This is a genomic window from Clostridium sp. SM-530-WT-3G (assembly GCF_012843905.1).
In the GTDB taxonomy this organism is placed as follows: Bacteria; Bacillota; Clostridia; order Clostridiales; family Clostridiaceae; genus Clostridium.
Map to the genome: position 1 here is coordinate 13,529 of NZ_JABAGC010000025.1, position 14,161 is coordinate 27,689.

11 protein-coding genes are annotated in these 14,161 nt (G+C 27.2%); 1 reads left to right on the forward strand and 10 read right to left on the reverse strand.

The features are described 5' to 3' along the window. Positions 1-23 precede the first annotated feature (23 nt). The 5 genes from HF850_RS09895 to HF850_RS09915 form a co-directional block, all read right to left on the reverse strand. Positions 24-539, reverse strand: coding sequence for an isochorismatase family cysteine hydrolase (locus HF850_RS09895; protein ID WP_169105277.1), 516 nt, complete (start codon positions 537-539; stop codon positions 24-26). A gap of 281 nt (positions 540-820) precedes the next feature. Then, complete coding sequence (locus HF850_RS09900) at positions 821-1,399, reverse strand: thioester domain-containing protein (RefSeq protein ID WP_169105278.1); 579 nt, start codon at positions 1,397-1,399, stop codon at positions 821-823. A 218-nt stretch (positions 1,400-1,617) separates the two neighbouring features. After that, positions 1,618-2,376: an exodeoxyribonuclease III gene (locus HF850_RS09905; protein WP_169105279.1), complete on the reverse strand. Its 759-nt coding sequence runs from the start codon at positions 2,374-2,376 to the stop codon at positions 1,618-1,620. Positions 2,377-2,454: 78 nt separating this feature from the next. Continuing rightward, positions 2,455-3,822 (reverse strand): ATP-binding protein, encoded by a 1,368-nt coding sequence (locus HF850_RS09910; protein WP_169105280.1) that lies wholly within the window; start codon positions 3,820-3,822, stop codon positions 2,455-2,457. A gap of 148 nt (positions 3,823-3,970) precedes the next feature. After that, positions 3,971-4,741: an N-acetylmuramoyl-L-alanine amidase gene (locus tag HF850_RS09915; protein WP_169105281.1), complete on the reverse strand. Its 771-nt coding sequence runs from the start codon at positions 4,739-4,741 to the stop codon at positions 3,971-3,973. A gap of 139 nt (positions 4,742-4,880) precedes the next feature. Here HF850_RS09915 and HF850_RS09920 point away from each other — a divergent pair, with 139 nt between their 5' ends. Next, a complete protein-coding gene (locus HF850_RS09920) occupies positions 4,881-5,468 on the forward strand; it encodes a sigma-70 family RNA polymerase sigma factor (RefSeq protein WP_169105282.1) in 588 nt (195 codons plus the stop codon). A gap of 150 nt (positions 5,469-5,618) precedes the next feature. Here HF850_RS09920 and HF850_RS09925 read toward each other — a convergent pair whose 3' ends face one another. The 5 genes from HF850_RS09925 to HF850_RS09940 form a co-directional block, all read right to left on the reverse strand. Beyond that, positions 5,619-6,668, reverse strand: a complete 1,050-nt coding sequence (locus HF850_RS09925; protein ID WP_169105283.1) for an IS30 family transposase — start codon at positions 6,666-6,668, stop codon at positions 5,619-5,621. 506 nt (positions 6,669-7,174) lie between these two features. Beyond that, the gene (locus tag HF850_RS16045) at positions 7,175-7,303 is read right to left on the reverse strand and encodes a hypothetical protein (protein WP_279285840.1); all 129 of its coding nucleotides are present in this window, start codon (positions 7,301-7,303) and stop codon (positions 7,175-7,177) included. Positions 7,304-7,418: 115 nt separating this feature from the next. After that, complete coding sequence (locus HF850_RS09930) at positions 7,419-11,822, reverse strand: hypothetical protein (protein WP_169105284.1); 4,404 nt, start codon at positions 11,820-11,822, stop codon at positions 7,419-7,421. Then, complete coding sequence (locus HF850_RS09935) at positions 11,815-12,528, reverse strand: DUF6063 family protein (protein ID WP_169105285.1); 714 nt, start codon at positions 12,526-12,528, stop codon at positions 11,815-11,817. Before HF850_RS09935 ends, HF850_RS09930 begins: the two co-directional genes overlap by 8 nt. After that, the gene (locus tag HF850_RS09940) at positions 12,529-14,148 is read right to left on the reverse strand and encodes a hypothetical protein (protein WP_169105286.1); all 1,620 of its coding nucleotides are present in this window, start codon (positions 14,146-14,148) and stop codon (positions 12,529-12,531) included. Between the last annotated feature and the right edge of the window lie 13 nt (positions 14,149-14,161).

Here is a 14,161-nt window from a genome sequence, read left to right on the forward strand (position 1 = left end):
AATTCTGAGACAGTCTTTTTTATTTATAAATATGCTACTCCAAAGTTTTTAAGTCTTGTGCATACTTTATAATACTTTACTTCATTTGTTTTACCTATACAGCTATTTGGAATAGATACTTTTAAACCTAAATCTAATGCTCCTTTTGCTGTTTCATTAATACTTCCTGTAACATCAATACCTACTATTTCTATTTCAGATATTTGTTTTTCCCTTATAAATTTAATAAGATTGGTATTTTTAAATGCATTTGCAGTCTGCTTTTCAAAATAATAATCACAAACAATCTTTATATTTTCACATATTTTAGCACCTGAAGTACCAACTATACCATACCCAATAAATTTTTTATTAAAAAAACTACTTGGTAACACATGTGCAATGTAAGCTACATACTTATTATCTGACTTGTATTCTTCTATTTTATTATTAATATTTAATATTAATTCATCCACATCATAATAGTTAAATTTCTTTTTGCTCCGCTGCTCCCCAATAAAATCTTCCTGAGCATTAACCACCAAAAGTGCTTTGTTCATCTTTCATCCCCATTATTCTTTTATATTCTTTGAATACGTTATTATTTAAATTTCCAAAATTTTAATATAGTAAATTTATTATATATAGTTTTCAATATAAATTCAATTTTTATTAATGACCGTATTCCTTTAATTTTTATATATTTCATTAGTTCATCATATAAAACCTCTATATATCATACTATTGAATGAATATATTAATTATATATTTAATATTTAGAATTAGTTCTGTCTAATATATATTCACATAAAGATATTACTCATTATATTTTAACATTTATCTATCCTTCTTGAGCTGGTTTTACATCAAATGAAATAACAACTCTCTGTATTGATTGATTAGATGAAATATACTCTTTATTTAACGCTTCCTTAATATTTTCTCCTTCAATTCCTTGATTATATATTGTTCTTATGGCTTCAATAACATTTTCATTACCTCCAGTTAATTTATTTACATCATATCCTTCTAATTCACACCAAATTGCAATTTGTGTAGCAAAATAAGCGTCATCTTCATTTGATAAATTCAACTCTTGTGGTGTCTTATCTGGATAACCTGATGCTAAAATATTGTCTATAATCGCTTCTGTGTTTCCTTTTAAATAAAAAACCTGTCCTGAAGGATATCCTTTTTCAATATCAAGGCAATATACAACCTCATCTTCATCACCTGTACTTATCCTTCTTGCTGATATAGTATAATTCTCATATTCTACTTCACCAAGCTTAGTTTTACCAGTAGTTATTGTTATAGATTCAGGAATCTCATATCTCTTTGCTGCATATGCATTGTTAGTCAAAAATAAAGGAAATATTAATAAAGTGCATATAAATTTTATGTATTGTTTTATTTTCATGTTTTTTCACTCCTAACATATAATATATGTTAATAGTTTTTGTTTTTGTTATTACTTATATTCATATTTAATCCTTAATTTATTTTTATTTAACTCAATTATTCCAAAACATAAAATTATTAACTCAATAATAACATTTCATTATATATTATTATAATAAATGAGCTGTCATATAATAACATTTACTTATATGACAACCCATTATAAAACTATATTTTCTATATGTTTATAGAAAGTTCCACAGGACAATGATCAGAACCCTCTATAGCTGTATAAATCTTTGCATCTTCTAACTTAGATTTTAAACCATCACTAACTAAAAAATAATCAATTCTCCATCCTGCATTATTTGCTCTTGCATTAAATCTATATGACCACCAAGAATAGACACCCTCAGTATCAGGATAAAAATATCTAAATGTATCAATAAATCCTGCTTCCAATAATTCTGTCATCTTTTCTCTTTCCTCATCTGTAAATCCTGCATTTTTTCTATTATTTTTAGGATTTTTAAGATCTATTTCTTTATGAGCTACATTTAAATCACCACATAAAATTACAGGCTTGCTCTTTTCAAGTTCTTTAAGATAACTTCTGAAAACATCTTCCCATACCATTCTGTAATCCAGTCTTTCAAGCTTTTGTTTTGAATTAGGAGTATATACATTTACAAGGTAGAATTCTTCAAATTCTAATGTAAGTACACGACCTTCTGTATCATGTTCTTTAATTCCAATTCCTCTTTTTACACTTAATGGTTTCTCTTTAGTAAATACAGCTGTTCCTGAATAACCTTTCTTTTCAGCATAATTCCAGTAATCATAATACCCTGATAAATTTAATTCTATCTGTCCTTCTTGCAATTTTGTTTCTTGAACGCAAAAAATATCTGCATTTACATCATTAAAAAAATCTAAAAATCCCTTTTTCACGCATGCTCTAAGTCCATTAACATTCCAAGAAATAAGTTTTTTCATATCTTTTCGTACCTCTTATATTTTATTTCTAGTGTATATTTTAAATTAAACTAGATTTAACGTAACTATATTTAAAATTTATCTACTTCTGTATCTATTTCTAATATCTCTATATGCAGATTTAAAATCTTCTAATGTTACAAATTGATTTAAATCTTTTTCTAGATTGTTTTCTTCTGATTCTTCTTCAACTACTTCTTCAAGTGCAACTGCAGCTTCTTCATTTGCTTTCACTTCATCATCTTCAATTATTTTCTCAGCATCTATTACTATTTTATCATTTAAACTTTCATCTTCATTTTCTTCTAAAGTAGTATCATCTGCTTCTAATTCACTATCAAACTCTTCTACTTCATCATTTGGATGTAAGAATAATTCTACTTCCTCTTTCTCTAAATCTTCTTCACATTCATTTTTTTCTTTTTCGTATCTTTCAAGCGCTGTAACTGCTGCCATAAATATTATATCCTTAATATCAGCACCTGATACATCTGTAAATTCTTTAGCTAACACTTCTGAATTTACCCCTTCTTCTAATGGCATCTTCTTTGGCATATGAATATCAAATATAGCTTTTCTACCTGCTTCATTAGGCATTTTGAATTCAACGCTTGCCAGTATTCTTCTCTTAAATGCTTCATCATAATTATTAAGAAGATTTGTTGTAAAAATAACTACTCCTTCAAATTTTTCAAGTTCTAATAGCATTACACTTCTTGTTATATTTACACCATAATCAGCAGATTGGCTTATATCTGTAAGACGCTTTCCTAAAAATGAATCTGCTTCTTCAAATACTAGTACCGCATCATCTTGACTAGCTTTTTCAAATGCTTTTTTTATATTCTTAGGAGTTTGACCTACATATTTAGATTCAAGTTCTGCATAATTAATTGAATATATTTTCTTACCTAAATACTTTCCTACTGCTTCAGCAGCCATACTTTTCCCAGTTCCAGGTTCACCAAAGAAATTGAAAACAACAGATCTATTTTTTATAGCTGTTTCTTCAAATCCCCAGTCCTTGTACATCTTTTCTTCGTGTTTTTTTATATTTAAAACTGTTAGTATCTGCTTTTTTTCTTCTTCTCCTAAATAAACCTGATCTAATGTATAATGTGGTTCATACATATCCATAAATTCATCTTTAAAAACAGTTTCTTTTAGTTCACCTGAATTTTCTTTATTCATCATCTTATCTATTAAAGCATCATCAGCAGATATTAAAATTCTCTTAGGGCTTTGATTATACCTTGAACTATTAACTTCACATGCTCTATTTATATCACTAAACAACTTATCAACATGATTTTCATCTAGAAGTGTATCTTTTCCGTCAACTCTTTTAAATTTTGCATCTAAAATAGTTATTCTGGCATTCTTATACTTTCTAGTTACATTTTTCTTTACTATATTATCTTTTCCCAAATTCATTATTCCAAACATATATTATTCCTTTCATTTTCCAATAAACAACATTAATATCATTGGACAACCAAATTAATCTTAAGTTTAACTTTCAATAAAATTATTTCATATTAATATTATGTCACAATAATATTGTAGAATGCAATACTATATATATTAGGTATAATTATTTACTTTTACATATCCTACAATCATCCCCCAGATAATAATCCTTCCCATTACTCTCATCATGATACCAAGTATTCTGAAGTGCATATCCATTCTCATCAAATATAAACCAGTCACCATCAATTAACTTCCACCCATCTTTTGAAGTATAGTAACACTTATTTACTACATCAGTACAAAACCACCAGCCTTTGTTATTCCTATTCCATCCAAGCTTCCATATATTATTCTCACAACTGTTTTCTCCAAGCAGTCCATTTACTATAGCTCTTGCTATAAGATCTGCATTATACTTTTCAGCATCCGAGCTATCTGCAAATAAACATTCTACAAGTATTGCTGGCATACTTGTTTTCTTAAGAACTATTAAGTTAGCACTCTTTACTCCTCTGTTAGGTATTCCAAGTTTTTGTGATAATGACTTTGATATTCTATATGCTGCACTCTTAGCTACTTCTGATTTACTTATGGTAAGTACTTCACTCCCAGTACCTCCCCCTGCATTAATATGAATTTCCACATATAAATCAATATTGATGCTCTGTGCTATATCATTAGCTTCTTCAGCTCTTTCATAGCAATCCTGACAGTTATAAGTGTTGCTTTTATCAATTCTAAGTAACTTTGCATAATGTCCTAACTGCTCTAAATATAATACAACTAATGATGATATTTCTCTTGTACAATTACTTTCATCCAACCTATCTACTACTCCACAACCAACATTTCCACTTGCAGTATGACCTGCTGCTATAATAAAGTTTCCCATAAAAATAACCTCCACATACTCTATTTATTTAGGTAAAATAAATATATGGATATTTATTTAAAATTCTGACATTCACTTCTTAGAATTTCTTCATTTCAACCATATACATTACATAAGAATATATGTTTGGGGTGGTCTTATGAATTATAACTACATTGAAAGCCTTGTTATAAAATCAAAAGATGGTGATGAAGAATCAAAAGAAAAACTAGTTAATGAATTTAAGCCTTTTATAATAAACCTATCTAAAAAAACATTTATTCACGGATACGAATTTCAAGATATTATGAATGAATGTTACAGAATCCTCTTCAAATGCGTTTCATATTATAAGCCTAACACTCATAGATTTGTTGCTTATGCTACAAATGGAATAAAGAATAGTATCAATGACCTTATAGAAAAGAATTTATCAAGAAGTCACCTTGAAGGCTCTTCAACTCTTGTATTAGAAAATGTTGAAAATACTCTTGAATCTGGAAATCTTCCTGTAGATCATAACTTATTAAAAGAAGTAGATCTTACTCTTTTACGTAATGCTCTTAATAAGCTTACAGAAGAGGAACATGAACTTATAAACTATGTATTCTTCAAAAATAATCCTGTTAAAAAGTATGCTGCTTTAAAAGGGATTCCTTATAGTACTGTTATGTATAAAAAAGATTTCATTTTGGATAATATATTTATGCTTTTTAATGTAAGTCTTTGCGGAAAAAATAACGCCTGAGATTGTTCTCGGGCGTTATTTTTATACTCATCTTCTTCTTTATATTTTGATTATCATTTTAAATACATGTAAGAAATCAATATAAAGATCGATAAATTGCAATAACAAATTGAACTATTTTGTATTTATGATTTAAACGCTTGAATTTATTTATATTGCATAGATTTCATCTAAGTGTATTTCAAATAGCTCTTCTGGAGTTTTGTAGTTAAGTATTCTTCTTGGAAGAGTATTCATCCATTCCTCTATAGATGCAATGTCATCTGAGCTATAATCTGATATGCGTTTTCCCTTCGGTATAAAACGACGGATTAAGCCATTATGACGTTCATTAGTTCCCTTTTCAAATAAGGAATAAGGATGTGTGAAATATACTTTTGTATCTGTTTCTGCTTCTAATATTGCTAAATCAGCGAATTCAGATTCATTATCACCTGTTATAGTCTTGAAGATATCACTGAATTTATCACCATATATATTACGGATTGTATTAAGTGCTTCCGTAACTGCTTCAGCAGTCTTAGATGCAATTTTATGAATAATAGCATTTCTAGTTTTACGCTCAACAATAGTTAGGAGAACACAGTCATCTTTGGATTTTTCACCGACAACAGTGTCTATTTCCCAATGGCCAAATTCTTCACGATTATCGATACTACTAGGACGTTCAGCAATACTTTTACCTAGCTTTTTCTTGTGTTTTTTCACTCTTGATGGCTTGGTATTTCTACGTAGTTTCATCGGTAAATCTGCATTAATGACAGCTAGCAATCCTAAATCAATATAATTGTATAAAGTTTTAGTGCAAATTATTTGAGAGCGCTGAAACTTGCCTGTGGCAAGGGCGTTACCTATACACGCATCTGGTGACCATGAATGTGTTTTCATTTTATCAACAGCATAATTGATGAAGTCAACACATTCTATATATTTGAATGTACGGCAAGAATTCTGACGATTATTTCTGTAAACAGCTTCGCCAGTATCTGCAAGATACATTTTTACATGCTTACCTTGTTTAATTTGTGTAGTTGTACCACGACGTATTTCATTTAGAATAGTGTTAATTGGACGATTTAACTCTTTAGCTATCTTATATGCTGAAAATCCATCTTTAAGGCGAAGCTCAATAGTCATTCGTTCTTTGAAATTCAAGTGTTTATTTTTACGTGATTCTATGTTATGATTTTGATGATCCATAGTGATTATCCTCCGTGTTGAATTTTGTTTAGCGATTAAATCATAACACAGATAATCTACTATGGATTTTTTATTAGTTCAATTTCATTTTACAACTAGTCTCCTTTTAATTATTAAAAAACTCTGTGATTTCAGAAAATCATCATTTCAAGTCTCTGTAACAAAAGAAAAGCTATATAGAGAAATTATAGATAAGACATCTGAATTATCCTTATATGGAATGTCTTATGAAGAGGCATTGGAGAGGACTAAGGAGGTTTATAGAAATAAATTGGATAAAGAGTAAAATTGACAGTCACTGTTGGATATAGTGACTGTCCTATTATTTACAGGCTCGGCTCAAATAAATCTACCTATCATTTTTTATTTTACATAAATATTTCAATTTTTTAATTATTAGTCTAAATGTACGGGATATCTTCTAAGTTTATTTTATTAATCATACTTCCTCTTAATATAACCAATAAATTCTGGGATATAAATTTTTTCATATATAAGCACTAAAACTATAAATATTGTTTTAATTGATCTAAAGTATCAATACCCAAAATATCTTCTATAATTAATTTTAATTCATCACTATTAAGATTTTGTATTGCATCATTGAATTCTATACTTACATTACCAAATTTCAAAATGTTTATGTATGGTATTTTGTACTTTTCAATCCATGTATTTATGAATAAGGACTTTAGATTTAGGAAAGCAGTCTGTCTATATATTTATTAAGACTGTTTTTTATATAATTATTTAAAATAACCTTGTCTGCTGTGTTTCTTCTACTTTAAATCTTGCTGAATCTATTATTTGAAGTTCTTCTTTGTTATATTCTTCTCCTTTTGCATGTTCTGCTTTTAAATATTTCATTCCTGTCTTTATTTTTGAAGAAACAAGTTTTAGTACATAAATATTATCAAATCTATTGTAGATTGAATCACCACCAAGACCTGTTAAACATATAAGCTGTGTATTGCTTTTCTTTGCCACATCCATAAGTGGTCTTAAAAGATGAGCTGCATTAGTCTGTGCAAATGGGTTATCCATAATTAATACCTTACCTTCTTCTTTTCTTGAAAAAATATCATTTTCATCTTTTCTCATATATGAGAGAAGGCTTGATAATATAACAAAGGCCGAGAGGAATCCTTCTCCCCCTGAATTGGAAGAAACCTCATTCCAGCTTATCTGTCTCTGCTTATCCTCTTCAATTTTATATAGTTTTATATTAATTGAAGATAAAGATACAACTTCATCATATAGCTTTGATGTATTTATGGTGTTGCTTATAATTTCTTCAATACTTTCATTTTTTTCAAGAGTTATTATACATTGGTTTCTCAGCTGTTCAATATAATTTTTAAGTTTTACCTTATAAAGATCTTGATTTTCACTCCAGTCAGGTACGATTACATTAAGCATTTTTATTCTCTTGCCTTTTATATTTATACTTGAATTGCTGTCTATTTTAGAAATATTATCATGGATTATTTCTATATAATCAAGAAGATTTCCCAATATATTGTTTTGTTCTTCTTCAATTAGATTAATATCACAGCTTAATTTTTCCATAAGCTTATCATATGATTCATTAATCATATTGAGCTGTTCATTAAATTCATTAGGTTTTGAAACTAAACTTAATAGCGTTTCTATAGGTTCCTTAAAGAAAGATTCCTCTCTAAATTCATCATTAGATTGAATCTTGTAAACTGCCCTTTGAAGACTATTTTCATTTTTACCTTCATCACTTTTCAGCTTTGAAATATCTCTTTTCATCTTTCCTAAAACTTCATCTAAATCATTAATATTAATACAAACTTCTATTTTTTCTTTAATAGGAATATTATCATATTCGCTTATACTGCTTAATGAATTTTTTATTTTTGATATACTCTCATTAATCTTTAATAATTTATCTTTATTTTCTTTAATTTTTAATTCTATTTCAGCCTCTTCCTCTTTATAGTTCTTATAAAAAATCAAACTTCTATCCTTTGGCTTCTCATATTCAAAAGTCTCTTTCAAATCTTTATAATATTTTAATAATGTCTTTTCTATAAACTTTATTTTTTCTTTTAATGAAATTACTTCATTATCAATCTTCCTTATTACCTTTTCAGTTTTTTCAAGATTATCTTCTACTTCATTTTCCTTGTATACATCATAAGATACAGACATATATTCTGAATCACTAAGGCTATATTTCTTTGATTTTTGAATAAGTTCAGATTCTATTTCCTTATACTTATTATTACATAACTCAATTTTTTCTTTTAAATCATTTTCAGATTCAGAAATCTTTTTTGTAAGAGCTTTATACTCTGCTATTAAATCTTCAGAATCTTTCTCTATGAGATTACCCCTACTATACATATTATAAACTGAAATGTTATTATTAATTTCTTTAATCTTATCTCTGTAATGTAATATTTTTTCTTCGTATTCCTTAAGAGATAATTCATTTTCACGTTTCTTTTCTCTTAATTTACTTACAGCATTTTCGCAGGACAATTTAATTTCTTTTACCCTCTGAAGTTTATCTTTATTTTCTTTATACTTATTATAAGAAATAATTAAATTATCATATGCTTCACGCTTATTCTTATTTATTTCTATTTCTTTATCAATATGCTTTATGTCTTTTTCTAAAGTATCAATATCTGCTGATGTATTTTGTATGGATTTTTCACATTTAATTAAAGAAGACTTTGTATTTTCAAGCTCATCTTTAAGGCTGTCTATTGTATCATTAAGATTATTGTATTTTTCTAAAGTAACATCTGACTTTTCAATAATATTCTTTTTGCTTTCATAAAATCTTATTGATTCTTTCTTTCCTTCAATATCATTATTTATCTTTGAAAGTTCAATTTTTTTATCATCAATTATCTTTAAAAGCTCCTCTTCATTAAGAAGTCTGTTGTTAAAAGATATGATGAAGTCAACACTATCCATGATTAAAATATTATTTTTATCATTATCTTTATCATTAATAAGATTTTCTCTTTTTACTATTGATATAGGTGATGAAGTATAGCAGCTTATAGGATTTTCCTTTAATATTGCTATATCATCATCATCCATAATAAGAGAATATGGAATAAAAGGATTATTATTTATGAATTTCTCATTTTCCTCTTGACTGTAATTATTATTTTTAAGCCAATCCATACCATATAAAATATTTATATCACGTTTTTTAAGCTCCCTTTCCACATCCTTTGGAAGTTCTAGAATTTTGCCACTTTCAAGTTTCATAACTTCTTCATTCTTTTTATTATAAGCAATAAAAAGTTTATTTTCATCATCTCTTAAGGATTCAATTTTTCTATAGAAAAGTTCCCTTATTTTATTTGTATCAAATACATATGACTCATCTAAATCAACATACTTTATTATTTCTTTTCTCTTATTTATATCTTCATCATAATTTTTTAAAACATCTTCTTTATATTCAATATCTTTTTCAATCTGAGCATTTCTATTTACTAATGAATCTTTTTCACTTGTCAGGCTTTTAAGTGAATCTTTAAGATTATATATTTTTTCATTTAATGATTTTCTATCAGAATCTAATTTTCTGCTATAATCATTAATTTTTTTATCAATAAAAAGGATATCTCTTTCATTAAAATAGCCCTCAATGTTTCTAATAATTTTTTCATCATACTTTTTGTTGAAATTATCTTCTTCTTTGTTAAAATAGCTTACTGAAGTTTCTAATTCACCAAGCTGTTTTGACATTTCCTTTATTGTATTATTATTTTCCTCTATTGAATAATCAATTTTCAAATTATCATCATTTAATGTTTTCTTCAGGCTTATACTCTGTTTATGGCTGATATCAGCTTCACTTAATTCTTTTGACAATATAGTTTTTATAGTAAATCCAAGATCGTTAATTCTTGGTGCAAAATCTTTATTTTCACTGCTTAATACTTTTAATTTATTTTCATAGTTTTGAAGTTCTTCTGATTTTTCCTTATACTCTTTATATAACTTTGCACATGTAAAGATGTTAAGTTTTTTCCTAAAATCATCACGCTGTGATTCATTTAACGAAAGCATTTTAACTTTTTCATCAACTTCATTTTGTAAATCAGACTTCTTATCTTCTAATTTATAAATTTCAAGAGACTTCTCTTCATACTCTAGATCTTTTAATGATGCATTTAAATCATTAAGTAAATTTTCAAGATTACATTTATCTAATTCATAATTAGAAAGAGTATATTTTAAATAGTCAATAAAATTTACCATTTTATTTTCAAGAGTTTCTCTATTATTTATAGTATTTATGTATTTATTACATTCTTCATGTAATTCACCTGATAAATTATTAAAAAGCTCCACCTTTGCCTTTTTGTCTATATTATGTTTATTTTCTTTATACTGTACAATATAACCACTTATTATTTCCCTGAAATTCTTAATTCTATCTTCCTCTTTATTAAGCTTGTTTTCAATAGCAGGAAGAAACCACTCTTTCATAAGCCCCTCTATATTTTTAGCAGTTGAAAACAATTCAGAAAGCCCTGATTCCTTAAGATTAATTTTTTTTATTACATTTTCCCATTCTTTATAATTAATTTTATAAGATAGAAGTCTGTCAAAATACATTTTAGTACTTGCAGAATTTGTCATATCATAATAACTGAATTTATATGATTCATTCTTTTTAAGATCTTCAAAAAGCTTTTTTGAATTTGCATAGCTTTTTACAGATTTTCTGTCTCCATCTTTATCAACAATCTTTATGTTATCTATATCACATTCACAAGGATTTATATATTCACTTATAAAACTTAATATATCAAGCTTTTCCTTCGAGTCTTCATCAGATACAGTTTCTCTTTTCCTTACCATAATTCCTGTAAGTACATATCCTCCACCATTATCTAGCTTCCATTCCACAAGAATATATGTAGGTGTACTTTTAGTAAAATAACTTTCAAATGGTCTGTCTTTAAAACTCCTATATCTTTTATGTACAAAAGGTGCAATCATCATTTGAACAAGGACTGATTTTCCACCGCCATTTCTTAAATTAAACATTGTACTTTCAGTGTCAAGGAAAAAAGTTTCATCATCAATTTTCATAGAATTGTTATTATAATTAAGATTTACAAACCTGATTTTATTAATCTTACTCATATTCTTCCTCCCCAAATGCTTTTAGGACTCTGTCATAATTGTTTTTATTTAATATATTCCAGTCCATAAATACATCAAGTTTTTTAGTAGTCTTTATCATATCATCATTTTGTATATAATATATAAGTCCCTGATCATCAAGGAATTTTAATATAGTATTTACAAAACCTTCCTTTGTGGTCTTTGCAGTTGTCTTCTTGTCACTGCTTTTTAACGCTTCAAATCTTTCAAGTATATTTTGAAAAGCTATACCATATGTATTGCTCTTTTTATCTTCACTTCTTTTTGCACCTTCACTAAGTTTATCTGTAATAATATTAAGGAATTCTCCTACTTTTATATAATCCCTGCATTTGCTTGTTATACCTTGAGAACTGTAAAATGTAACTAGCAAAGTTAAAATAACAAACTGTGAAAGGTAATAGTCCTTATCATTGGCACCTGATTTACATAAAATCTTCTTTAATTCACCTTTTGAATACCCTAAAAAATCATTTTCTTCTTTAGGAATAAGATACACTACTCCCCCATACTTTTTTATATATACTTCTGAAGCCTCTCCAAGATTCTTCACAAGTTCTGTAATGTTTTCATTTTCACAATAAGATTTATATAAATCATGTTCACTATCTTTAAGTTCTCCATTTTTTAAAAGATAGTAAAATATTTTATTGCTTATATTTATTTCATCAATTGAGTATGACATTTAAATAATACTCCCTTCTTCCACCCTGAATAAAACATCGCTGCATATAAAATTTCTATGCTTTCCATCTTCATCAATAATATTTTTTAAAACCACGTCTTTTCCGCCTTGAATTTTTTCAGCACTAAATTTCTTTATTCTCATAAGACTTCTGTTTTCTTCCACTGCTTCTAATATACTTCTATTTAGTTCAAAATCAAATTCTTCACTTTCAATAGTATTTTTTCTTTCTTCTTTTAAATCATCAATATAAACACATCCATTTTTAAGCATCTCTATTATTACTTCTCTGAATATTCTCACATCTGGTATAAGGCTATTCATTAAGGTTTCACTATCTTTTATCATTAAGCTTATTTCATGAAGGGAAATACTCTCTTTCTTAACTGCAAGCATTAATATTACTTCTATAACACCTTTATACTTTTTAAGTTTTTCTTTCTTCTTTCTGTTTTCTTCTTCAATTATGTCCTTTTCATCAAAAGACAATACTTCATCCTCTTCAATTTCTTCGTTTTTTATATTCTTCTGATATTCTAATGCTTTATTTACATTATATATTTTTGTAGGACTCATACTGAATAAAGGTCTTAAAAATACATCTATATTTTCTATAAGGCTGACATCATCAAGAACTTTGTTGTATACTTCTGATTTAATGCTGAATCTTTCAATAAGAGACATCTTAGATATATTTTCAAGTTCTTTTCCATAAACTTCTTTTAAACTAAAATGCTTTTTCATTATTCTCTGGTCTTCATCAATTGTTCTTCCCAGATACTTATTTATTATTTTTAAGTTATTAAGGTTTTCCTTTTCTTCTTCTGTAAGTTCATGAATATGTATATCCTTTTCTATAAAATCCTTAATTCTAGCATCCACATTTTCCTTATGAATTAAGAATTTTTCCTTGCTTCCCCTAAGAAGTTCAAGATTGCCTTCCATTATTTTTTTATAATCTTCTACAGAATAACTTAATGGATTCTCCCTTATCTTTCTTATTGCATCTTCCATACCTTGGACTCTTATTCTCATCATATTGAAAATATTTTTTATGTCATCTACTGCCTTATCATACGATGCTTTATCAAGATGCATTTTAAATATTATTTCATGAATTGTCACCTTAAGATTTTCCTCAATTTCAAGAGTTGATAAAAGAAGTGAATATCCTTCTTCTGTAAGAGAATAAGAAACCATTCTTACACCTTCTACATATTCAATTTTGTTCTTAACAAAACTTATATTTATATCTTCATACTGACCCTTTTTAAAATTAAAGGATTTAAAATACATTGCTTTACCTTCATCACAAAGAATATTGTTCACTATAAATTCTGCAAGCTCTTTACATTCATCATAAGTAACAGGTTTTCTAAAATATAAAGAATTAATTTCATCAATAAAGCTTCCTATATAATCAATAGTTGCAATTTCTTCTTTAAGGGACTGTTCCATTATATATAAAAGTACTGCAAATATTAAGTTATCCTGTTCATAACCTTCGCTAAATCCATACTTCTTCCATGTTCCTTTCGATATACTGTTCCTAAAAAGCAGTGCATATGCACCTATTTTTTTCATCCTCGTATGATGAGCATCTAAAAAACTTAAATCCATTTTTTCTCCTTTA